General features: G+C 57.1%; 25 protein-coding genes, 1 tRNA gene and 6 pseudogenes. 19 read left to right on the top strand and 13 right to left on the bottom strand.

Annotation, left to right across the window (positions count from 1 at the left end; all coding sequences use genetic code 11):
* Window positions 1-45: 45 nt before the first annotated feature.
* From C4J87_RS13345 to C4J87_RS13310, 8 genes and pseudogenes are all read left to right on the top strand, one after another.
* Window positions 46-504 (top strand): Hsp20 family protein, encoded by a 459-nt coding sequence (locus C4J87_RS13345; protein WP_124363001.1) that lies wholly within the window; start codon window positions 46-48, stop codon window positions 502-504.
* 162 nt (window positions 505-666) lie between these two features.
* Window positions 667-974, top strand: a pseudogene (locus C4J87_RS13340) (ShlB/FhaC/HecB family hemolysin secretion/activation protein); the annotation flags it as partial.
* A 133-nt stretch (window positions 975-1,107) separates the two neighbouring features.
* The gene (locus tag C4J87_RS13335; RefSeq protein ID WP_124367164.1) at window positions 1,108-1,305 is read left to right on the top strand and encodes a hypothetical protein; all 198 of its coding nucleotides are present in this window, start codon (window positions 1,108-1,110) and stop codon (window positions 1,303-1,305) included.
* A gap of 76 nt (window positions 1,306-1,381) precedes the next feature.
* Window positions 1,382-1,609 carry a hypothetical protein gene (locus C4J87_RS13330; protein WP_124367163.1) on the top strand — a complete coding sequence of 76 codons (228 nt, stop codon included), beginning with the start codon at window positions 1,382-1,384 and terminating at the stop codon, window positions 1,607-1,609.
* A 99-nt stretch (window positions 1,610-1,708) separates the two neighbouring features.
* A complete protein-coding gene (locus tag C4J87_RS26710; RefSeq protein ID WP_124367162.1) occupies window positions 1,709-1,891 on the top strand; it encodes a polymorphic toxin type 24 domain-containing protein in 183 nt (60 codons plus the stop codon).
* Entirely contained in the window at window positions 1,872-2,342 is a 471-nt protein-coding gene (locus C4J87_RS13320; RefSeq protein WP_256657775.1) for a hypothetical protein, read from the top strand. Before C4J87_RS26710 ends, C4J87_RS13320 begins: the two co-directional genes overlap by 20 nt.
* 467 nt (window positions 2,343-2,809) lie before the next feature.
* Window positions 2,810-3,229 carry a hypothetical protein gene (locus tag C4J87_RS13315; protein ID WP_124367161.1) on the top strand — a complete coding sequence of 140 codons (420 nt, stop codon included), beginning with the start codon at window positions 2,810-2,812 and terminating at the stop codon, window positions 3,227-3,229.
* A 152-nt stretch (window positions 3,230-3,381) separates the two neighbouring features.
* Window positions 3,382-4,071, top strand: coding sequence for a hypothetical protein (locus C4J87_RS13310; RefSeq protein WP_256679868.1), 690 nt, complete (start codon window positions 3,382-3,384; stop codon window positions 4,069-4,071).
* Between the two features lie 68 nt (window positions 4,072-4,139).
* Here C4J87_RS13310 and C4J87_RS13305 read toward each other — a convergent pair.
* A pseudogene (locus C4J87_RS13305) lies at window positions 4,140-4,513 on the bottom strand (NmrA family NAD(P)-binding protein); the annotation flags it as partial.
* Between the two features lie 95 nt (window positions 4,514-4,608).
* On the opposite strand from C4J87_RS13305, the pseudogene C4J87_RS13300 reads away from it, so the two are divergent.
* Window positions 4,609-4,857: pseudogene (locus C4J87_RS13300) on the top strand (winged helix-turn-helix transcriptional regulator); the annotation flags it as partial.
* 150 nt (window positions 4,858-5,007) lie between these two features.
* Window positions 5,008-6,060, top strand: a complete 1,053-nt coding sequence (locus C4J87_RS13295; RefSeq protein WP_124367160.1) for a D-isomer specific 2-hydroxyacid dehydrogenase family protein — start codon at window positions 5,008-5,010, stop codon at window positions 6,058-6,060.
* A gap of 98 nt (window positions 6,061-6,158) precedes the next feature.
* Here C4J87_RS13295 and C4J87_RS13290 read toward each other — a convergent pair whose 3' ends face one another.
* Together C4J87_RS13290 and C4J87_RS26535 are read right to left on the bottom strand one after the other, a co-directional pair.
* The gene (locus tag C4J87_RS13290) at window positions 6,159-6,335 is read right to left on the bottom strand and encodes a DUF3606 domain-containing protein (RefSeq protein ID WP_124367159.1); all 177 of its coding nucleotides are present in this window, start codon (window positions 6,333-6,335) and stop codon (window positions 6,159-6,161) included.
* A gap of 358 nt (window positions 6,336-6,693) precedes the next feature.
* A pseudogene (locus C4J87_RS26535) lies at window positions 6,694-6,849 on the bottom strand (integrase); the annotation flags it as partial.
* A gap of 43 nt (window positions 6,850-6,892) precedes the next feature.
* On the opposite strand from C4J87_RS26535, the gene C4J87_RS13280 reads away from it, so the two are divergent.
* Window positions 6,893-7,168, top strand: a complete 276-nt coding sequence (locus tag C4J87_RS13280) for a hypothetical protein (protein WP_124367158.1) — start codon at window positions 6,893-6,895, stop codon at window positions 7,166-7,168.
* 75 nt (window positions 7,169-7,243) lie between these two features.
* Window positions 7,244-7,483, top strand: a pseudogene (locus C4J87_RS26390) (hypothetical protein); the annotation flags it as partial.
* Between the two features lie 9 nt (window positions 7,484-7,492).
* Here the strand turns inward: C4J87_RS26390 and C4J87_RS13270 are convergent.
* Window positions 7,493-7,858 carry a hypothetical protein gene (locus tag C4J87_RS13270; protein WP_124367157.1) on the bottom strand — a complete coding sequence of 122 codons (366 nt, stop codon included), beginning with the start codon at window positions 7,856-7,858 and terminating at the stop codon, window positions 7,493-7,495.
* A gap of 106 nt (window positions 7,859-7,964) precedes the next feature.
* Window positions 7,965-8,411: a lipoprotein gene (locus C4J87_RS13265; RefSeq protein ID WP_124367156.1), complete on the bottom strand. Its 447-nt coding sequence runs from the start codon at window positions 8,409-8,411 to the stop codon at window positions 7,965-7,967.
* 118 nt (window positions 8,412-8,529) lie between these two features.
* On the opposite strand from C4J87_RS13265, the gene C4J87_RS13260 reads away from it, so the two are divergent.
* Entirely contained in the window at window positions 8,530-8,784 is a 255-nt protein-coding gene (locus C4J87_RS13260) for a hypothetical protein (protein WP_124362994.1), read from the top strand.
* Window positions 8,785-8,810: 26 nt separating this feature from the next.
* On the opposite strand, the gene C4J87_RS13255 is transcribed toward C4J87_RS13260, so the two are convergent.
* Complete coding sequence (locus C4J87_RS13255) at window positions 8,811-9,212, bottom strand: hypothetical protein (RefSeq protein WP_124367155.1); 402 nt, start codon at window positions 9,210-9,212, stop codon at window positions 8,811-8,813.
* 80 nt (window positions 9,213-9,292) lie between these two features.
* Between C4J87_RS13255 and C4J87_RS13250 the strand changes: the two are divergent.
* Window positions 9,293-9,532 (top strand): annotated as a pseudogene (locus C4J87_RS13250) (hypothetical protein); the annotation flags it as partial.
* Window positions 9,533-9,873: 341 nt separating this feature from the next.
* On the opposite strand, the gene C4J87_RS13245 reads toward C4J87_RS13250, so the two are convergent.
* Together C4J87_RS13245 and C4J87_RS13240 are read right to left on the bottom strand one after the other, a co-directional pair.
* A tRNA-Leu gene (locus C4J87_RS13245) sits at window positions 9,874-9,960 on the bottom strand.
* Between the two features lie 151 nt (window positions 9,961-10,111).
* Complete coding sequence (locus C4J87_RS13240) at window positions 10,112-10,639, bottom strand: DinB family protein (protein ID WP_124367154.1); 528 nt, start codon at window positions 10,637-10,639, stop codon at window positions 10,112-10,114.
* A gap of 125 nt (window positions 10,640-10,764) precedes the next feature.
* Between C4J87_RS13240 and C4J87_RS13235 the strand changes: the two genes are divergently transcribed.
* Window positions 10,765-11,463: a tellurite resistance TerB family protein gene (locus tag C4J87_RS13235; RefSeq protein WP_124367153.1), complete on the top strand. Its 699-nt coding sequence runs from the start codon at window positions 10,765-10,767 to the stop codon at window positions 11,461-11,463.
* 25 nt (window positions 11,464-11,488) lie between these two features.
* On the opposite strand, the gene C4J87_RS13230 is transcribed toward C4J87_RS13235, so the two are convergent.
* Entirely contained in the window at window positions 11,489-12,100 is a 612-nt protein-coding gene (locus tag C4J87_RS13230; protein ID WP_124367152.1) for a LysE family transporter, read from the bottom strand.
* Between the two features lie 67 nt (window positions 12,101-12,167).
* On the bottom strand, window positions 12,168-13,451 hold the full coding sequence (locus tag C4J87_RS13225; protein ID WP_124367151.1) for an arsenic transporter: 1,284 nt from the start codon (window positions 13,449-13,451) through the stop codon (window positions 12,168-12,170).
* Window positions 13,452-13,842: 391 nt separating this feature from the next.
* Here C4J87_RS13225 and C4J87_RS13215 point away from each other — a divergent pair, with 391 nt between their 5' ends.
* The 4 genes from C4J87_RS13215 (at window position 13,843) to C4J87_RS13200 (ending at window position 15,659) form a co-directional block, all read left to right on the top strand.
* The gene (locus C4J87_RS13215) at window positions 13,843-14,058 is read left to right on the top strand and encodes a hypothetical protein (protein WP_046068240.1); all 216 of its coding nucleotides are present in this window, start codon (window positions 13,843-13,845) and stop codon (window positions 14,056-14,058) included.
* Between the two features lie 71 nt (window positions 14,059-14,129).
* Entirely contained in the window at window positions 14,130-14,825 is a 696-nt protein-coding gene (locus C4J87_RS13210) for an AzlC family ABC transporter permease (protein WP_124367150.1), read from the top strand.
* On the top strand, window positions 14,822-15,133 hold the full coding sequence (locus C4J87_RS13205; protein ID WP_124362985.1) for an AzlD domain-containing protein: 312 nt from the start codon (window positions 14,822-14,824) through the stop codon (window positions 15,131-15,133). The genes C4J87_RS13210 and C4J87_RS13205 overlap by 4 nt, the downstream gene beginning before the upstream one ends.
* A gap of 172 nt (window positions 15,134-15,305) precedes the next feature.
* Window positions 15,306-15,659 carry a hypothetical protein gene (locus tag C4J87_RS13200; protein WP_124367149.1) on the top strand — a complete coding sequence of 118 codons (354 nt, stop codon included), beginning with the start codon at window positions 15,306-15,308 and terminating at the stop codon, window positions 15,657-15,659.
* 121 nt (window positions 15,660-15,780) lie between these two features.
* On the opposite strand, the gene C4J87_RS13195 is transcribed toward C4J87_RS13200, so the two are convergent.
* From C4J87_RS13195 to C4J87_RS13185, 3 genes are all read right to left on the bottom strand, one after another.
* Window positions 15,781-16,485, bottom strand: a complete 705-nt coding sequence (locus tag C4J87_RS13195; RefSeq protein ID WP_124367148.1) for a YoaK family protein — start codon at window positions 16,483-16,485, stop codon at window positions 15,781-15,783.
* 64 nt (window positions 16,486-16,549) lie between these two features.
* Window positions 16,550-18,184, bottom strand: a complete 1,635-nt coding sequence (locus C4J87_RS13190) for an ATP-binding cassette domain-containing protein (protein WP_124367147.1) — start codon at window positions 18,182-18,184, stop codon at window positions 16,550-16,552.
* A gap of 125 nt (window positions 18,185-18,309) precedes the next feature.
* The gene (locus tag C4J87_RS13185) at window positions 18,310-19,359 is read right to left on the bottom strand and encodes a DNA topoisomerase IB (protein WP_124367146.1); all 1,050 of its coding nucleotides are present in this window, start codon (window positions 19,357-19,359) and stop codon (window positions 18,310-18,312) included.
* Window positions 19,360-19,372: the final 13 nt, after the last annotated feature.

Genomic DNA, 19,372 nt, shown 5'->3' with positions numbered 1-19,372 from the left:
CGGGTCGTGTACTAAATCACTTGGAGAAACTCAGGAGATTTTAAAATGGCTACTACCCTTTCGTTGGCCCCACTGTTCCGTCAATCGGTGGGCTTTGACCGCTTCAATGACCTGTTCGAGTCGGCGCTGCGCAGCGAGGCTCCGAATTCCTATCCACCTCATAATGTGGAAAAGCACGGTGATGACGCCTACCGGATTGTCATCGCAGTGGCTGGACTGACCGAGGAGGATCTGGATATCCAGGTCGAACGAGGCGTTCTGACGGTTTCCGGCGGAAAACGCGAAACCGACGAGAAGGTCGCTTACCTGCACCAGGGCATCGCCCAACGTGCGTTCCGGCTGTCGTTCCGCCTGGCGGACCACATCGAAGTGCGTGGCGCATCCCTGAACAACGGCTTGCTGAGCATCGACCTGCTGCGCGAGGTGCCTGAAGAGGCCAAACCCAAACGCATCACGATTGGTAGCGAGGCAAAGCCTGAGTTGCGTCAGGTGAGTTTGCAGTAACGCAATCGGCGGTAAGAAGGCGCTCTACGGAGCGCCTTTTTTTGTTTGAATCGCGCAGGGCTGCCCAGCGAAACAAATTTCTACATTTAATTGACGCCATCAAAATGCCACTTTAAGATCCGCGCCCGTTGGTGGCACTGAGCCACATAGAGGGATCTAGACATGTGGCGTTCGATACGTCTGGGCGGCCTGTCCGTTATCGTTTGCTTGAGCACCACCGGGTGGGTGCAAGCCGCCACGGCGCAGAACACGCCGGGCATCACCGACCTGATTCGCGACCGCCAGGACCGTTTGCTCGAAGAGCAGCAACGGCGCATCGACGAACTCAAAGACCTGCCGGGCAAGTCCGCTGCGACAGCAGCACCGGCCACCCCGTCGACACCCGCTGCTTCCCGATCAGAACCCTCGAGCTGGGCGGTGCCGAAGCGCTGACCGAGGCTGAGCGCACGCGTCTGATCAAACCACAGTTACACCGAAACTGAATACCGTTCCCAGGCCGAGGCCAATCATGCAAGTTCTAGCAGGCCGGCGGTTGAGGCGCTTGGCTCGAAGGAGACGAGGCTGGGACTTTTGACGCGAGTATGAAACGTATAGGCGATTGACATGAACGACAAAAAAACACCCGAATGGATTACCCGTGGAAAAACCATTGCCGAGCTAATTGAGGAGTTACAGTCTTTTGAGGATCAAAGTCTCATGGTTGAACTTTCGACTGATGATGGGATGAATAAAAAGCCAATAAGCTTGGTGGGAAAGGAGAATGGTGTATGTGTCTTGTTTAATTGCGAATTCAGTCAGTGACAAGAGTCATGATTAAATCAAGGAATCTGCAGCGATCGAGCTCGCTGCTAAGCTGACAGACCGTCCCGTTGAAACCATGAAGCAGTTTCATGAGGAAGCTAAAGCTGACGCTGATAGTATCCTGCATGGCGATGAGTATATTGTCGCCACCGAGTTTTTGATTGATGCTGTGCTCGGGGAGGTTAAGTCTTTAGGTATAAAGGCGGGGGGAGGTTTTTGTAAATGGTACAAAAGTAATAGATTCCAGGCCCACGCAATGCAGGCAACCTTGCGGGCGGTCCGCTACAAGGCGCAACCCAGATAAGCGGGCGTTTTAAGCTGATGGCGGGCCGGCAAATGGGACGTTGTATAGAGAAGATAATCAGGGGAACAGTACCAGCTATGCGGTATATGACTCAAAGGGATGATTGTTAAGAGAGTCGACGTTACTGGAGCGGCACATGCAAATGTATCAACGCCCGATGTGGTCGAGTACGGGAGAAATGAATTACCTGATGGGACGATAAGAGTTCAGTCGCCCTCGACAAAACTAGCACCCAGGCCCGCTAAACGGACGAGATTCCATAATGAAAATCAACACAATTAATCCTTTGGTCGGCTTGGCTCGTTATGAGTCCTGGAAGTCGGAGTGGGTGGAAAAAGACACGATTGACGAGTTTTCTTATATAAGTAGTAAGTGTCATCCTGAGGACGTGCTGTTGTCGTGCAAGCTATTTTTCCCTGATTTTGTTGTGGTTGGAGATGGAGTATTTTTAGAAAATAAATATGATGGTAATGTTTTTGAATGTTGGCTCAAGCAATTTGGTGGCGACTTGCAAGCAACTGAGAAAATGATTAATCACACTCATTTATATGATGTTTTCGAAGGGTGCTCTGAGGATGTTGATGATAGAGTTTTTGAGCAGCTGGCGGTGGCGGTGGCGTTATCGTGGAGGTTAGTTTTGAGTGATAAGTTTCCTGGAAGAAAATTTACTGTAGATATTTCTAACTCTGATCAGGATTACGGGCCGGTAGTTACTTTTTGGCAAGTGGCTTGACAGTGAAAAAGGTGCAATCAAAGCGAGTAAAACTATTGGTCAACCTGTAGCGGCACTAATAGCAGGGGCACAAGGAAAAAGTGACAAATTTATTTGATTAAGTCTGGGATTTCAAAAAGCTAAAAAAATAAATCTGTCCCTTTTCCTGGTTCTATGAGGAAGCTAACACTGACGCTGATAACCTCCTACATGCCAATGATGCAAAACGCGCTGGAATACCCCCTATAATGAACAAACCGTTGGGCTTGGGTTCGACGGGGAGATCCACGTCTGCTAATTTGAATGAAAACTTGCAATGAGCAGGCTATTTCAAATCCTGCTGCAGGTCGTTCGCTGCCCGTTCCGATGACTGATGCTCGATGGCCGGCAACTGATGGCAGGGTGAAATCGGCGCAAAACATCAATGGAATCGAAATTCACCATGTAAGAAACTCCATTGCTGGAGCAATTGATGACTTCAAATTTAAGTGAGTAAACATATGCTTGCCTTTTGCCGAACTAATCTCGGTAGCGCTATTCCACCCAGGGAGCGCTATTTAGGTGAGGTGGATGAAACTGACTATTCTCCTTTGTGTGTTGGGGAGAGTTACGTGGTATATGCTCTTCTATTCATTTTTGACCGAGTGGATTTTTTGGTGCGGGCTCCTGAGCAACCACCTTTTTGGGTTCCTAGCAGTCTATTTCGTTTGGTTGATGCTAGTGTTCCAGCAGGCTGGGAGTTTTGTATTACTCAGTCGCACCCTGACTACAAGTCTCTTTTTGATGTGTTTAAAATCAGCTGTGTGATGGGCTACCCGCTACTAGTGAATGAGTATAAGCATTATATTGGCATTATTGAGCGAGACCCCGTAGAGGTGCTGCGATTTATGGAGATAGAGCTGTTTTGATAATCAGAAGATACGTTGCTTATTGGAAGCTATTGGCGGGATATGGAAGTGCCTATTCACAGACTCTTGGCCTGAATTGGTTGGCGGGCATGAAGCGCGGTAGCTGTAAAAAGTTTGATTTTCGAAAGGGTCACCCGCCAAGATGAGTATAAATGCACATGACAGCTACCGGGCAGCAGCCAAGAATGCGAATCTGCACCACGCTTTGCGATATTGAACTAAACGTTTTGAGCACTTCTGATATTTCAGTTCGCAACGAAGTAATTAATCTCGGTTATGCTCAGGAGCATCCACATGGAATACTTTCGGCGGCGAGTTTTTTGGTTTCAGGATCATCACGCGATTCGTTAGTCTGTGTACTGAATTTTATCTATGAAATTTTCGAACGACGAATGCCCAAATATAATTTGTGGTTGTTTTTAGGTAATTCCGCTTGGCAGCCAGATACAAGAATTGTTCGACACCGAAAGCTATGGGGGGCGTTAAAAGCCCGGGGAGTCGAAATTACAGACGGCTGCCGTGTGCAAGAAGTGGTGATAGATTCTGACAGTAGGCTGAAATTTTTTGGAGCTGTGTGCTTGTCAAAATTGTCTGTGGAACCCGCAGTCGATGCGCTTTTGGATGAGCGCTGTTCATATATTATTGCGTTGCCTGAGGACTTTGACGTTCAACGGATTCTTAACGTTGGATGGTCTGGAGAATTATCAGAAGACTTGAGTCTCTTCGGTTATTTTATTCAAGCTGGGGGGCTTGTTTTTAAACGGGTTGGTGAGTTCGATGATAGTGAAAGGGGCTTTGTCTCTATTGGCTCCCCTACGTCGGTGAGGAATTTGCTGGACTAAACAGCATTCATCTTCGGTAGGCCACAGGTAGCACCCAGTTTGTACAGGAACGGGTGGACCATTGGTGATTGCCAGGGGAAGTAGCGCTTCAAGCCGGACTTGAGTGCTGCGCTAGCCAGTTTCATCGGCGTTTCTCGGCCCGCGACCATGCCTGCGCAGCCTATCAGCGCGTCGAAGCGTACGAACACTTCAGCAAGCTGCTCGATTGAATCCTTCACCAGGTCCGCAGCGACCATTTGGACTCCCAGGCGACGAAGCTCATCGGTTTCCCGCTCTTTCTCCGGCGCCTGAGTATTGATGGTCGACTCCTCAGCAGGACGCTGACGGTGGAACCAGGCGCGCGCGATGCCACCCGCGCGAGGTTGCTCAACACTGGAAGGCCAAGTTCACCGGCGCCTAGAACGAGAATAGATCGGGGAGGTAGCGGGTTCACTTCGGTCATGGTGTCTCCTGAGATTGATGCCTGTACGATGAGCAAATGCTTGCACGATTTGGCAGCGCTTATAAGAAGGCACACGTGTGATACCAGGGAAAGAAATGACCGATCAGAAGGCGCTGAGGCAGGCCGAGGCTATCTGCCGGACGCTTAGAGAGGAGGATGATGGCGTCAGGCGGGAAGTCCTCGCTCACGCGGGCAGCCGCTGGTCATTGGGCATCCTGCATGCCTTGGGTGTGTACGGTAAGTTGCGCCACGCTGAGATAAAAAGGCAGATGGTCGGCGTGACTCAGCGGATGTTGACGAAGACGCTACGTTCCCTTGAGCGCGATGGTCTGCACTTACGAAAGTCAGGACGGTAAAAAAACTTCATGGCAAATCCCCACGCCGATTCCGGCCGATTCAAACATGCCTGAGTAATTGAATGAGTAGTTTGGAGATGTTCAGGTTGACATTCGATTTGACCGAAGAGGGCACGCCCCTCCGAGAGGATCAACTGTATGGCATTTACCACCCTGATACTGGATGCCCCCGGCCCGCCGCTACTGTTTGAGGAAGTCGATCGCTTTCTTGAGCTGGGCCTGGCCGTCACCCTCAACCTGCACTATTTCGCGGACAAAGACCGCATCCGGCAGCACTACAACACGCGCATTCAATACGCCGAGATCAACTGCCATGACGAGCCTGCGTTTATTGCTGCCGTGAGTCGGGCCGGGGGTTACGACGTGTTCAAGACGCGCCTGAACATCCCTTTCGGCGCCAGTCTGATCCGCGCCGCCACCTCGCCTGAGCTGGCCACACCACTGCGCGCCATCGCCCAGGCCGGTACGGGAGTCAATCACATTGATCGGCTTGAGTGCGAGCAGTGCGGCGTGGCGATACTCAACACGCCGGGCTCCAACGCGGCCGCCGTTGCCGAATACGTCGTGGCCCAGACGCTGTTTCTGTCTCGCGAGCTGGATTACTACAACGCCGAAACGCACAACGCTCACTGGGCAAAAGGCACCTTGGCACCCACCCCCGAATACGCCGAACTTACGCTTGGGCTGGTGGGCACCGGCAACATTGCCCGGCAAGTGGCACGCAAGGCTGCAGCGCTGGGCATCAAGGTGATCGCCACTGGGTCCCAGCGATTTACCGAAGCGGTGGCGCGCAGTCTTGAGCTTGATCGACGGGCAGGCCTTGCGCAGTTACTGGCCGAGGCGGACATCGTCTCGATCCACGTACCGCTCACCACGTTGACCCGAGGCTTGTTCGGCACTGCCGAGTTCCGGCAGATGCGCCAAGGTTCAATCCTCATCAATACCGCTCGCGGCGGAATCGTCGACGAACATCAGTTGGCGGCCTTCATGAGTCAGTTTCCCAGGCATATCAAGGCGGTCGCCATCGATACCTTTGCCCTGGAAAAAGACCGGTTCGACTCGCCCTTGATCGGTATTCCCAACGCGCAACTGACGCCGCATATCGCCGGCAATACCACCACGGCAATCAGAATGGCATCACGCCAGATCGTCGACAAGATCCACGCATTCAGTGTTGCAAACACGGGTTAACCGACAGGCCACAAGGAAGGCCACATCATGCAAAGGCCAACGACTGGAGCCGCAACAGGTGCGGCTTCAGTTGATGCAGCAGATGGGCGTCACCACTCTCACTTGCCGAGCTTTTTACGCACGTCCTCAACCATTGGACCAACAGCTTTCACTGCCTCCTTGAGCTGTTGCTCAGTCACACCAAATTCTTTCGTCCAATGTTTCAACTCCCAAGCTTCGGAGGTGTTCACTCGAGCACGGTCTTGCGGGCCACGGTTTTTCAGGTCGTCAGACATGTTCAACTCCATGCGGGTTGGCCTGGAAATGTCCAGGCGTCTCCTGATAGAGCCTTGGGATGCGTGCGTAGTTCGGTTGATTTTTGGTAGGAGTCAATTGATCGGCAGAACGCCGGAGAAGGGTAATTGCGTAGCAGAAAAGATAAGGGCCTGCCCAGGTTTCCCCGGCAAGCCCTTGATATCTATGGTGCCCGAACCCGGAATTGAACCGGGACGCCCTTACGAGCGGGGTTTTTAAGTCCGCAATGTAATCGTTTAAAACAATGACATAGCGTCAATTCTGCACCGCTATGCGTTCTCTTAATACCCCTTGCAGTTCTTTGTTTTCAAGGGGGAGAAAATGATTGCGGTGCAGAACTCACCTCGTCGGCGTGACCTTTTTGCCGATCCTTTTGCGAATGTAGTTCTCGGCCATGACCACGGTGGTGTGCCCGAGCTGATCACGAGCTTGCAAAATGTCACCGCTCGACTCTGCCTTGTCGGTACCTGCCTTAGCGCGCGAGTCGCGCATCTGATTTACTATTGGTCCGCCAACAATCAATGGAAGGAACCAGCCTATGAATTTCAACGAGTCGCTAAGAAGTGCCGCCCACAGTGGTGCTTTGTTAACTCAACGCTCCATCGCTTTCGCGCGATCTGAAATGAAGGCGTTTTTAGGGTGTGCTCTAGGCTGTTATCTTGGCTTCATCGTATTATTTCTCCTGAAAGCTGATCCGGAGACGGCGACCTTCGGTGATTTTCTCAATATGATTCATTCCTCTTCGAAAATTGCTGCCTCCTTCTTAGCGGCGGCTCTTGCGGTTGCTCTAAGACGTCTATTTCCAAGGAAATGACGAAGGCTTCAGGATGGCGTCCTCTACAGCCATGAATTCGGCCCCTCAGATGGAGGCGTAGGCGAACCAAAGGGTGGCGATCTTGGGAAGCTGATCTACACCACGATCGCCATCACCGGTTTCGTTGTGTCGGTGCGTAGCCAGAATATCTTCTTCGGCCCGACCGCCGCCGGCATGACGCTACACGTATCCCTGGCTATGGCCGGTGCCCGGCACATCTTCATGGTCACGTACTGGCAGCGGGTGAAGGTCTGGCTATGTCGGACGCTGAGCTGCGAACTCGCGCATGATGGTGTCGAGCGGCGGACCAAATAATACAAGCGCCTACCATGCCCCTGGAAACCACTGGCGGGCGAGGCTTACCGTCACGCGCAGTGCATGCTGACTTTGATCGCACTCCAAATGCTGATCTTCGGGCGTCGCTGGTTTGCGCCACCTAAGATCTGCCGCTAAGCCTTTGACGAAAGTTCGCTCAAATTCGGGGTTGGCTTCTTTGGTAAGGCGCATCGCTTTCGCATAGTCCGCTTCAAGGTCATCAGGCAGCGATTCACAAGCCAGCTTGGCCTGTTTATACCTAACGGCGTACATGTAGCCGTCAGTAGGGGCTTCGTCGTAGCTGTAGCGGGATGGCTCCGATGCCAGTGCGGGGCCAGCGAGAAGTAACGCGATGAGATACAAGCGTCCGTGCATGGTGTTGAAGTCTCATAAAATCAAATTCAGCGGAGTAGACCCGGCTCATCCGCGCCACGTTTTCGAATGCGCTAAATCGTGGCGCGAGATTGGGTGTCATGCTCGGCTATGGAAATGTGATATCAGCCCTGATCAAAGGAAGATTGCTTGCATCGTAGGAGCAATGATAAGAGCGCCCTTCATCGGTGTCTTTTTTCGGGATTTCTTCGCACTTGAATGAAGCAGTGACGCCGTATTTTGTAGCTCTGAACCCTTTGACCGCTTCCTCAGGGGTAAGCACCGTAACGAGCTCACGATTGAAGCTCAGGGTGATATCTGGGCCGCCGAAGACTTCATATTTCTGCGATCGGATACATAGGCTGGCTCCAATCAATTTGCCATTCAGAGTATTTGTGCCACTCGTACACGCTTTTGGTGAAATGAAGTTGCCAACGCTCATTTTGGTAGTCGGTACTTCAGTTTTAGGCTCCGGCGGGGTGTATGGCCCACTCTGACAGGCTGCAATAAGAGTCGTCGCAGATATTAGCGCTGCAGCGGTGAGCATTGACTTCATTAGGTCAGTATCCTTTGACTGGTGTAGTGCCAGGCAGTCTGGTCACGTTTTTTACGGATCGGAACGTTAGATCATGCTGGCGCGCAGCTTGTAGATCAACAAATTCATCGTGGCCCGAATGACCGTCAAATTGCTGGAGTTCAAGCGGGAAGACTGTCGCGACGCCGCCAAGACCCTGCGCAAGATCGCCGACGACCTCGATGCGGGTGAGCATCCCGAATGCACCGTGGGTGCGCTGACCATGATCGGCGCCAAGGGAGAGGTGACGGTGTTCGGCCTCGGTCCTAAGTGCGACGACCTGCAATGTCTCGGTGCGATGCGCCTGGGCGAGCAGAAGCTGATTGATGTGCTGCTGGAAAATTCAGAAGGGTAAATTGCTGAACCAACTCGTCGCTCGCCTCAAGCCTTCGCTCTTTTCAATGTAAGGGCGAGCATGAAGCTCGAGACTATTCCTGGCATAAGAAATATGTATGTGAGTTCGGGCAGATCGCGCGTGCAGTACGCGAGGACCATACCCCAAATCATCGCAATCACCGCTCCCGATGCCAGCAAGTGTGAGTTGCGCACAACGGGTGCCGCTGACATTGAAAGTGCATAGATCTTCCATGCAGACCATATCGCGAATGTCGAGACGATTGCTGCGCCTATAAGTGCTAGCGTCCCAAGCGGAGGACTCTTGGCGACAAAAATGAGCGGAATAAAGAACGCCACTACGCCGACCGCGAAGAGAATGGTGATTGGTACTAGCCCGACAACCGCCGCAATTGTCAGTCCGATACGCAGCTTTATCAGGTTATCCATTTCCTACACCTTGAACTCTGTAGCGTTATCGGGCGACTTATAACCGGCAAGTCGCGACTATTACAAGCTCAAGGTGCCCCATGGATAGGCCATTCCCTCCGCCCTCAATACTTGAGCTGTCTGACCAAGCCGACTTCGGCATGCGCCTGACACCAGCCTCTGAGGTGTGGGAATGGCTCCAGGCCGAGATCCTCGCCGACACAGGCAGCATTCACAACGAAGACCATGCCCACCTACTGGATGCAGACATTCGCATCATGTGGGCGTCGTCGAGCTTCAACAAGCAGCTCGGCGTCAAGATCGACTCGGCCGATGCAATTCGGGCAAAAACGAGCCTGGATGAAATGGCGAAGGCTGGCGGCCGGGTCGAGCAGTCCGACCATGTCGGCAGAACCTTGCCGGGCAACCCAATTCGACAGCTCCAAAATGGCGGCTTCGCTGGCGAGTTGATTCTCGTAGAGTTTGAAAAGCAGGGAAGGGAGTAGATCTGTGCTCGGCATCAGTGTTCCTCCGTGGAGTGAACAAAGTAGTAGGCAAATTATGAATAGGGAGATAGGTCGGCAGGACGCCGAAGGAAGGGAATTGCGGAGCGGACTCTAAAATTGCGCAGCACAAAAGATAAGGGCCTGCTCAGGTTTCCCTGGCAAGCCCTTGATATCTATGGTGCCCGAACCCGGAATCGAACCGGGACGCCCTTACGAGCGGGGGATTTTAAGTCCCATGCGTCTACCAGTTTCGCCATTCGGGCGGTAGCGCGGTGCAGCAGGGTTGCGAATATATAGATCCAGCGGCTTCGACGCAACCTCGATGCACGCTTTCCTGCACAAACAGTTATCCGAAAAAACCTGCCAGATCAGTGATCTACAAGAAAAACACGATGGGCAAGATCAATGCCGCTCTCAGTCGAACAACGCCAGTAGATCAGTATCGCCCACATCCACCCCGGCCTGGCTCAACAGCGTGGTCACCTGGCCACGATGATGTGTCTGGTGATTGAAAAAATGCACCAGCAGACCGAAGAACGGTTTCTCAGCCGCTGCCCCGCGCATGGTGTGGTAGCGCAAACGCTGGTCCAGGTCGGTTTCCTGCAGGCTGTCGGCCCAATTGAGGATCAATTGATCCAGCCAGGCACGCTGGGCCGAGAGTTCGCGTATGTCTGCGAACGCCAACTGCCTCAGGTCGACGGGTGTGGCGATGGCGCTCAGGGGTAGCAGCGCGGAAAAGCCTGCCGGGTGCTCGGCAAAGCGCTTGAGCCAGACCGTATCGCCCAGCACCAGGTGATTCAGGGTGCCGAGGATCGAGCCGAAAAACGCTTGTCGGTCCGCAACCAACGCCACGTCTGTCAGCTTGCCGGCGGCTTCGTAGACCTTGCGATTCATCCATTGGTTGTAGTTGGCCATCAACCCAATGTGCTCAATGCGGTTCACCGATGCGTCCTCTCGAATGGCGGAGTGGCGCCATCATAAAGCTTGCCCGCCCGGCGGTCATGGTGTTCCATCAGCGGCGGACTAAGGTTGATTTAACGCCACTATGCGCCTTGGAGGGCGACACCATGAATACCAGCGATCTACTGGAACAACTGTTGCGCGGCGCGGGGCAGGGCGGTGCGTCTTCGGGCGGCGGGTTGGGCGGGCTGCTTGGCGGGCTGCTCAAAGGCACCAGCGCCGGCAATGCTTCGGCCGGTGGCGGCCTGGGTGGACTATTGGGTGGGCTGGGGGGCATGTTGGGCGGTGGCGCGGCAACGCGCCCGGCGCAAGGGCGCGCCGGTGGTATGAACTATGCTGCGTTGGCTTCTCTCGGGATGATGGCCTACAAGGCGTATCAGGCCTGGCAGAGCCAACAGGCGAGCCAGCCGCAGCAGGCCTTTCAGACGGCCGATCAGCTGTCGGGCGCGCAAATCGAAGCGCACAGCCACGCCGTGTTGCGCGCACTGATCGCTGCCGCCAAGGCCGATGGCCGGATCGATGATAAAGAACAGCAGCTGATTTCTACTGAGCTGGGCAAGCATACCGACGACCCGCAATTGCAGGAGTGGCTCGGCGCTGAAGTCGCCAAGCCTCTGGATGCGGCGGATTTCGCCGAGTTCGCCAGCGACCCGGCGCTTGCGGCCGAGATGTATCTGGCCAGCGTCATGTTGGTGGATGATCAGCAGGACGCGGAGCGCAATTACCTGGACGATTTAGCCGCCCAGTTGCAAATCGATGCGCAGTTGCAAGTGCAACTGGAGCGCCAGGCCAAGGCCAAGGCCTGAAACCTCACCGTCGCGCCCCGGCCTGTTAAATACCCTGCGCCGCGAGAATGGCCAGATAAATCAATACCAGGCCACAGGCGCCATAGCTGATGCGTTGCCAAGTTGGCGAAGCATTCTTGCGCAGCACGTTGACCAGCGCGGCAGTCAGAAAGCATGACAGCACCGACGCCAGCATGAAGCCGGCAAAAAACATCAGGGTTTGCCCATGGCTCGGGGTGGTGCCGACGATGCCCGACAACGCGCTGCCCAGGGCGCCCCAGTAAACGATGTTCTTCGGATTGGCCAGGGAGATCGCTGCGCCCACTGCCAGGGCGTTTTTCCCGGAGCTGGTGGGTGCACTTTCGACTTGCGGTAGCTGCCACGCATCCATCAGGCTGCGGATGCCCAGCCAGGCCAGGTAGAGCGCGCAGACCACCGTCAGCGGCACGCGCACCGCGTCATGCTGGATCAGCAGCGCGATGCCGGTCAGCCCGATCACCGCCCAGACCGCATCGCCCACCAACGAGCCAATCTGCACCAACAGGGCCGGTGTGAAACCGTAGAGCAAGCCTCGGCGCAGGGTTTCAGCGAGCACCGCGCCGGGAGACAGACAAAACACAAAACCGAAAACCAGCGCATAGAAAAAGATCGTCAGCATGCCCGCGTCCTTTCGAGAAAGTGCGAGAGCATACGTCAGTGTCGAGATGAATGAACACCGCGTCCCTTTACAAACTCAGGCGCAAGGCCAGGGCGGCAAGGGTGATCAACAGCACCGGCACGGTCAGCACAATCCCGACCTTGAAGTAGTAACCCCAGGTGATGGTGATGCCCTTGCGTGCCAGGATATGCAGCCACAGCAAGGTCGCCAGGCTGCCGATAGGAGTGATTTTCGGGCCCAGGTCGCTGCCGATCACGTTGGCGTAGATCATCGCGTCCTTGACCACGCCCACGGCATGGCTCGACTCGATGGACAGCGCGCCGATCAACACCGTTGGCAGGTTGTTCATCGCCGAGGACAACAGCGCGGTGAGCACGCCGGTGCCCATGGCCGCGCCCCACACGCCGTAGCTGGCGAAGGTGTCGAGCCAGGTGGCCAGGTAGTCGGTCAGGCCGGCGTTACGCAAGCCATAGACCACCAGGTACATCCCCAGGGAAAAGACCACGATCTGCCACGGTGCGTCTTTCAGCACCTTGCGTGTAGAGATCCTGTGGCCCTTGGCCGCAATCACCAGCAACAGCACGGCGCATACTGCGGAGATCGCACTGATGGGAATGCCAAGCGGTTCCAGCGCGAAGCAGCCCACCAGCAAAATACCCAGCACCCACCAGCCGGCACGAAAGGTCGCACGGTCGTGGATGGCACTGGCGGGTTGTTCCAGGTCGGCGGGGTCGTAAGACTGCGGAATATCGCGACGGAAAAACCATAGCAGCACCGCCAGGGTCGCGGCGACGCTGACCAGGTTCACCGGCACCATCACGGCAGCATATTCGTTGAAGCCGATCTTGAAATAGTCCGCCGAGACGATATTCACCAGGTTCGACACCACCAGCGGCAGGCTTGCCGTGTCGGCGATAAAGCCCGCACCCATAACGAATGCCAGCGTCGCCGCCGGCGAAAAACGCAGGGCCAACAGCATCGACATCACAATCGGGGTGAGGATCAACGCCGCGCCGTCATTGGCGAACAATGCCGACACCAGTGCGCCCAGCAGCACCATATAGGCAAACAATCGCCGGCCCCGGCCACGCCCCCAGCGCGCCACATGCAGCGCGGTCCAGGCAAAGAACCCGGCTTCATCCAGCAACAGGCTGATGATGATCAACGCGACAAAGGTGCCGGTGGCATTCCAGATGATGTGCCACACCACCGGAATATCCGCCAGGCTGATCACCCCGCAGGCCAGGGCCAGGATCGCGCCCAGGGAGGCGCTCCAGCCGACGCCCAGGCCCCTGGGCTGCCAGATGACCAGCACGATGGTGATGATGAAAATAGCAATTGCAACAAGCATGAATAAACGCTCCGATGGCTCAGCAGGTGCTGGCCTGTTGTGATCTGTCGCCCCTTGCATCCAGACGCCGCGCGTCGTTTTGCAACCCTGGCGGGCTGTCATCCAAGGCATGGATCAGTTCGTCCACGTAAAGTTCGCGTTTGCGCAGGATCAATCGCATCAGCTGTGCTCGGGTGGCGTTGGCCAGGCATTTAAACAGGGTAGGGACCGACCTATCCATGGCGTTTGCCTGTCTGCGACTTCGCACAGGAGGATAAGCCTCAATGTAAGCCAAATCCTGATTTCGTTTGACGTGGATCAACTGCCTCCTAATCAGCCACAAGTGATTGAAATTAAACTGAAACACGAATGTCCTAAAGTGCCGCCCATTGCTGATGAAGGAAGAGACCGCGTGACCCGAGCCACTCGTAACCTGCGCAAGACCCTGGATTCCGTTGCGGAAAATAACGAAACCGCCGCGTTCGACCTGATGCGTGCCGTCGAAAAACTCGGCGATGAGGTGCTGCGCCAGCGCCTGCTCAACACCATTCACCGGTTGAACCAGGATGCCTACGAACTGCGCGAAGCGCGCGACTCGGTGGAGCTGGTGTCGGTAAAGCTCGCCTGAGCAAGATCGTTCAAGACAAGTGCCTGGGCGCGCTGGCATGCTTGCCGACTGTCTGTCGATGAGCCCCTCCCATGCCTACTGCCCTCCCTCATGACGCGTTCACGCGTGGCGCAATCGCCGTTATTCCGTTATCCCTGGCCTGTGCCCCCTGGGGCTTGCTCGCCGGCTCAATGGCAATCGATGCGCAGTTCACCCCGCTGCAAGCCCAAGGGTTGTCCGCCATCGTGTTCGCCGGTGCCGCTCAGTTGGTGGCGATCGGCATGGTCAAAAGCGGCGCGAGCCTGATCTCCATCGTGCTGACCACCTTGCTGCTGACCTCCCAGCACTTGCTCTACGGCATGCACATGCGCCCGACGCTGTCCTCGCTCAACACCCGCTGGCGCATGAGCCTGGGCTTTCTGTTGACCGACGAGTTCTTTGCCCTGGTCAACCACTATGACCGCCAGACCTTCAATCGCTGGCATGCCCTGGGTGTCGGCCTGACGTTCTATATCATCTGGAACCTGTTCACTTTGGCCGGCATCGTCCTGGGCAAAAGCATTCCCGGCCTCGACCAGTTGGGGCTGGAGTTTTCGATTGCCGCAACCTTTATCGCCCTGATCACGCCGGTCGTGCGCGACGTGCCGACAGTGGTCTGTGTTGCCGTCTCGCTGTTGTGCTCGGTGTGGCTGAGTTACCTGCACTGGGAATCGGCGGTGGTGGTCTCCGGGGTGCTGGGGATGAGCGCCGGGTTCGTCTGCAAGCGCCTGGGAGTCGGCCAGCAATGATCTACCTGATGATTGTGGCGATGGGGTTGGTGGTGTTTTTCAATCGCTACCTGTTTATCGAACCGCGCCTGCCGGTGCGGCTGAACCGGGGGGCGCGTGAGTTCCTCGGGTTCGCCGTGCCGGGCATGCTCACCGCGATTTGCGGGCCGATTATTTTCATCAAAGACCACCAGCTCAACCTGAGCCCGAGCAACCCCTATTTGCTGGCTGGGATCTGCGCCGTGGCGCTGATGATTTGGACGCGCAGCGTGCTGATCACGGTGTTGTCGAGCATGGTGTTGTTCTATCTGTTGCGCTGGTGGTTGTGAGCCGCAGGCGAAAAAAAGCCCGCGGGAGGGCGGGCAGAAGGAGGACTTCTTGAAAATGAGCCTGGTCACTATAAGCGGCCGGTTTTGCCTGCACAGTGAAACAAAATTCATGGGCGCGTCAGTTGGCGGCGGCGCAATGGTAGAGTCACGGTTTTTCCAGGGAAGCACGAGCATGCAAAAAGCGGTGATAGGCGCATTGGTACTGGCAGCACTGGCCGGTTGCGCGGGTTCGAAGATGAAAGAGGCGCGCGCGGGCAGCCCTTACAAGACCATGGCCTCGGACAAGGCCACCCTGGTGGTCGCCCAATGCATCCAGTACGGCTGGCAGGACGAAAGCGTGTTTGGCGTCGACGCCGGCGGTTTCAAGGAAGCCACCGAGGCCGGGGGTTTCACGGTGTACACCACCGGCGGAGACTATTTTGTGGATGTGCTGAGCACGGGCGCAGGTTCTACCGTCAAGTATTACGCCGCAGAAGACACGATGCCCGCCAAACGCCGTTTGGCCGCACTCGCCACTTGTCTTTAATACCTTGCCTTGGTCATATTTGGCCTATTATTCACCCGCTCGCCCGACGTAATGGCTCTTTACCGGTACACGGATGTCGAGGCTTAAACGTCGGGCGGGCACCTCCTTCCGGGGCCACTGTTCAGCGTGGCATGAAGCCCAACTGCCAGCGTCGCGGAATCGCCAGGGTCGCCAGGCCCAATAGCCCCGCCAACGCACCGCTGACCCACAGGGCGCGCAGGCCGATCTGCTGCTCCAGCAGCGCGCCGATCACGGCGCCGATAAACATCCCCGCCCAAGGTATCAGCTGCATGCGCCAGCCATTGCGGCGCTCGCCCAACAACCAGCGGCCCAGCCCGCGACCGAAACGCGACAGCGCCCCCGTGACATAGGTGAGCCCTACCGGCACCCCGTTCACTTGCTCGACGGCCGCATTGAGCATGCCCATGGCGATGATCGCCGCTAACAGGGCGGGCAGGGTCTCGGCCCATGGCAGCAGCGCCGCACCGCAGAGCAGCGCGCCGATGCTCAGTAACAAGGGCAGCGCGCGACGTTTGCTTACGCGGCTGACAACCACGCCCAAGGCATTGCCTACGATGAAGGTGGCAACCAGCAACAGCAACCGCCCGGTAAGGCCAAGGTCACCCGCACTGATCGCAACCGCCAGGCGCGTGGTGTTGCCGCTCATGAACGAGACAAAGTCGCCGCTGGCCATGAAACCAATGGCATCGGTCATGCCTGCCAGTACCGACAGACCGGCCACCAGCATCAAGCCCACACGCCCGCGCCAGCGCTGTCGATGGGCAAGCGCGGCATTGGCGTAAGGCTTGGCGGGCGAAGGCAGCATAGGGCTTTCCAGTGAAGTTATTCGGCCACTACCCTAGGGCGCTTTGTGTGTGCGCGCAATCACCTCACACCGACTCCAGGCGCCAGCCCGTGCTATGCCAGCTCAAGTAATGGCTGGGCTCGGTCGCCTGCAGGAAGGCTTCATCGTGGGACACCACCAGCAATGCCCCGGTAAAACCTTTCAAGGCCTGTTCAAAGGCAATCACCGTCTCCAGGTCGAGGTGGTTGGTCGGCTCATCCAACAGCAACAGTTGCGCCGGCACCCCGCGCCACAAAGCGATCGCCATCGCCGCTTTCAACCGCTCGCCACCGCTGAGTCGGCCTGCCGGCTGGGTCACCCGCGAGGCATCCAGTTGCAGCAAGGCCAGGCGCGTGCGCAGTTCGGCTTCGACCAGCGGCGTATCGAGCAGGTTGAGCTGTTCGACGACAGTGCGCCGGTCATCCAGTAGCGTCAGGTGCTGGTCGATATACGCGCAGGGCAGCGCCACCGTGCACGTTCCACTGAGCGCTTGCCATTGCCCGGCAAGCAGCTTGAGCAGGGTGGATTTGCCGCAACCGTTGGGCCCGCGCACGGCCACCCGCATGGGGCCGGTCAGGTCAAGCGTCAGAAAGGTGGAAGGAGCCTGCGGATCCAGCCAAGGCAACTGTGCCTGTTGCAGGCTCAGAACCTGGCGGCCGTTGGGCACCGCCGCACCCGGCAAGGCCAGTAAGGTCGGCGTCTCATCCACCACGCGCTCATAGGCGTGGCGCACCTGCGCGTCGAGGGTGTGTTTGTGATCATGATGGGCGCCGCCCAGGGTGCTGACGATTTGCGTGGCCGCGCTTTTCCATCGCGCCTTGGTAAACCGGTCGACGTTGGCGGTCACTGCATATTGGCGTGCACGCGCCGCATTGCGCTGCAGGTTGTCATGGTCTTTTTGCAAGCGTCGGCGTTCGCGGCTGCGCTGTTCGCGGGCGTGTTCCCACGCCGCGTTAGCCGCCTGCCGTTGTGTGTCGCGTTGCTGAAGATAGGCATCGTAGTTGCCGCCATACACCTGCGCACCCAGGGGCGACAGTTCGATGATCCGGCCCATGGTGTTGAGCAGTTGGCGATCATGGCTGACCACCACCAGGCCACCGCGCCATTGCGCTAATTGCTGCAGCAGCCAAACGCGCCCAAGGCTGTCGAGGTGGTTGCTGGGTTCGTCGAGGATCAGTAACGGCGGCGCCGCTAACAATGCGCCGATCAGCGCCACCTTGGCCAATTGGCCACCACTGAGCCGGTCGGCCCGGGAAGTCGCGCTGAGCGAGGGCAGCCCCGCCGTATGCAGGGCCACGCGCAGGCGTTCGGCGAGGTCCCAGCGATCATCGATCCGTTCCAGGTCACCGGCCACGCCTGTGCCCTGGGCCATGCGTGCAAGGGCGGCCAGGCACTGGGCGGTGCCGGTGATATCGGCGACGGTCGCACCCGGTCGCACCACCACGGTCTGGGGCACGTAAGCCACCTGGGCCGGTGCGTTCAGCGTACCGGAGGAGGGTTGCAGGATGCCGGCGATCAGTTGCGCGAGGATACTTTTACCGCGCCCGTTGCGGCCGACAATGCCGGTCGGCGTGTGGTCGATGGACAAGGTGAGGTCTTCCAGCAAGGTTTCGCCATTGGCGAACTGGAAAGACAGATGTTGCAGGGAAACCAGTACGGGCAGCCGGTTGACGTGAGTCATCAGCACCTCCAGGAAAATGTCGAACAGGCCAACAAGCGCGCCAGGCGGGCTTGTTGCAGATACATTTTGGAAGGCTTAGTTGTTCACGTCGGCGATCGTCCCGCGAGTCAGAAGGGAGGCAGAGGCTAACCCGCCTTGGCTTGCCCGGGCAAGTCGGCGGCCAGTTGCTCAAGGAACATGGCCAGGGCGACTTCTTCGGCTTTCAGCCCCTTGCGCACCCGTGGCTTGGGCAGTTTCGACAACTCACCCAGGCTGAAATGCTCCAGCACCGCCGGGTGGATATAGCACTTGCGACACACCGCCGGCGTATTCCCCAACTGCCGGGCGACGTCCTTGACCATGGTCACCACGTGCCGTTTGGCATCGGACTCCGGTTGCCACGCCAACTCGCGCAACACCGCCAGCGCCATGGCCGTGCCGGCCCAGGTGCGGTAGTCCTTGGCGGTGAAATCTTCGCCGGTCAGGCTATGCAGGTAAGCATTGACGTCCTGGGAGCTGACGGTATGGCGCTGACCGTCCTCGTCCAGGTATTGGAACAGGTTCTGCCCCGGCAACTCCATGCACCGCTTGACCACGCTGGCCAGGCGCCGGTCCTTGACGCTGATCTGATGCTCCACGCCGCTTTTGCCGCGAAACTGGAATTTTATCTCGCTGCCCTTGATGTCCACATGGCGGTTGCGCAGGGTGGTCAGGCCGTAGGATTTATTGTCACGGGCGTACTGAGTATTGCCGACACGGATCAGCGTGGCATCGAGCAACATCACCACCGTGGCCAGCACCTTTTCGCGGGTGAAACCGGGTTCGGCGATCTGGGCTTCCAACTGTTTGCGCAACTTGGGCAGGGCGTTGCCGAATGCCTGCAGCCGCGCGTACTTGTCGCTGTCGCGCACTTCGCGCCAACGCGTGTGGTAACGGTACTGCTTGCGGCCACGGGCGTCGCGGCCGGTGGCTTGCAGGTGCCCCTGCGGGTCGGCGCAGATCCACACATCGGTGTAGGCGGGCGGTACCGCCAGGGCATTCAGGCGCTTGATCTCATCGGCATCGGTGATGCGCTCGCCGTCGGGGCCGAAATACTGAAACTTGCCGCGCAGTTTTTTGCGGCGGATGCCGGGTTGGGTGTCGTCAACGTAATGCAGGTCGCGAGGCAGAGCGACGGGCGGCGAAGAGTCGGGCATGGTGCAGGTTCCT

Origin of the sequence: Pseudomonas sp. R1-43-08, from assembly GCF_003852255.1 — a bacterium.
Classification (GTDB): domain Bacteria; phylum Pseudomonadota; class Gammaproteobacteria; order Pseudomonadales; family Pseudomonadaceae; genus Aquipseudomonas.
This window is presented reverse-complemented; position numbering and strand designations above follow the sequence as displayed.

Excerpts from the sequence above, each read along its gene's own strand:
- C4J87_RS13200 (WP_124367149.1), top strand. The coding sequence starts at position 15,306 with ATGCAAAAAGCGGTGATAGGCGCATTGGTACTGGCAGCACTGGCCGGT.
- C4J87_RS13280 (WP_124367158.1), top strand. The coding sequence starts at position 6,893 with ATGAATTTCAACGAGTCGCTAAGAAGTGCCGCCCACAGTGGTGCTTTG.
- C4J87_RS13345 (WP_124363001.1), top strand. The coding sequence starts at position 46 with ATGGCTACTACCCTTTCGTTGGCCCCACTGTTCCGTCAATCGGTGGGC.
- C4J87_RS13295 (WP_124367160.1), top strand. The coding sequence starts at position 5,008 with ATGGCATTTACCACCCTGATACTGGATGCCCCCGGCCCGCCGCTACTG.
- C4J87_RS13320 (WP_256657775.1), top strand. The coding sequence starts at position 1,872 with ATGAAAATCAACACAATTAATCCTTTGGTCGGCTTGGCTCGTTATGAG.
- C4J87_RS13265 (WP_124367156.1), bottom strand. The coding sequence starts at position 8,411 with ATGAAGTCAATGCTCACCGCTGCAGCGCTAATATCTGCGACGACTCTT.
- C4J87_RS13225 (WP_124367151.1), bottom strand. The coding sequence starts at position 13,451 with ATGCTTGTTGCAATTGCTATTTTCATCATCACCATCGTGCTGGTCATC.
- C4J87_RS13270 (WP_124367157.1), bottom strand. The coding sequence starts at position 7,858 with ATGCACGGACGCTTGTATCTCATCGCGTTACTTCTCGCTGGCCCCGCA.
- C4J87_RS13230 (WP_124367152.1), bottom strand. The coding sequence starts at position 12,100 with ATGCTGACGATCTTTTTCTATGCGCTGGTTTTCGGTTTTGTGTTTTGT.
- C4J87_RS13335 (WP_124367164.1), top strand. The coding sequence starts at position 1,108 with ATGAACGACAAAAAAACACCCGAATGGATTACCCGTGGAAAAACCATT.
- C4J87_RS13190 (WP_124367147.1), bottom strand. The coding sequence starts at position 18,184 with ATGACTCACGTCAACCGGCTGCCCGTACTGGTTTCCCTGCAACATCTG.
- C4J87_RS13260 (WP_124362994.1), top strand. The coding sequence starts at position 8,530 with ATGACCGTCAAATTGCTGGAGTTCAAGCGGGAAGACTGTCGCGACGCC.
- C4J87_RS13310 (WP_256679868.1), top strand. The coding sequence starts at position 3,382 with ATGCACATGACAGCTACCGGGCAGCAGCCAAGAATGCGAATCTGCACC.
- C4J87_RS13185 (WP_124367146.1), bottom strand. The coding sequence starts at position 19,359 with ATGCCCGACTCTTCGCCGCCCGTCGCTCTGCCTCGCGACCTGCATTAC.
- C4J87_RS13330 (WP_124367163.1), top strand. The coding sequence starts at position 1,382 with ATGAAGCAGTTTCATGAGGAAGCTAAAGCTGACGCTGATAGTATCCTG.
- C4J87_RS26710 (WP_124367162.1), top strand. The coding sequence starts at position 1,709 with ATGATTGTTAAGAGAGTCGACGTTACTGGAGCGGCACATGCAAATGTA.
- C4J87_RS13210 (WP_124367150.1), top strand. The coding sequence starts at position 14,130 with ATGCCTACTGCCCTCCCTCATGACGCGTTCACGCGTGGCGCAATCGCC.
- C4J87_RS13290 (WP_124367159.1), bottom strand. The coding sequence starts at position 6,335 with ATGTCTGACGACCTGAAAAACCGTGGCCCGCAAGACCGTGCTCGAGTG.
- C4J87_RS13205 (WP_124362985.1), top strand. The coding sequence starts at position 14,822 with ATGATCTACCTGATGATTGTGGCGATGGGGTTGGTGGTGTTTTTCAAT.
- C4J87_RS13235 (WP_124367153.1), top strand. The coding sequence starts at position 10,765 with ATGAATACCAGCGATCTACTGGAACAACTGTTGCGCGGCGCGGGGCAG.
- C4J87_RS13255 (WP_124367155.1), bottom strand. The coding sequence starts at position 9,212 with ATGGATAACCTGATAAAGCTGCGTATCGGACTGACAATTGCGGCGGTT.
- C4J87_RS13195 (WP_124367148.1), bottom strand. The coding sequence starts at position 16,485 with ATGCTGCCTTCGCCCGCCAAGCCTTACGCCAATGCCGCGCTTGCCCAT.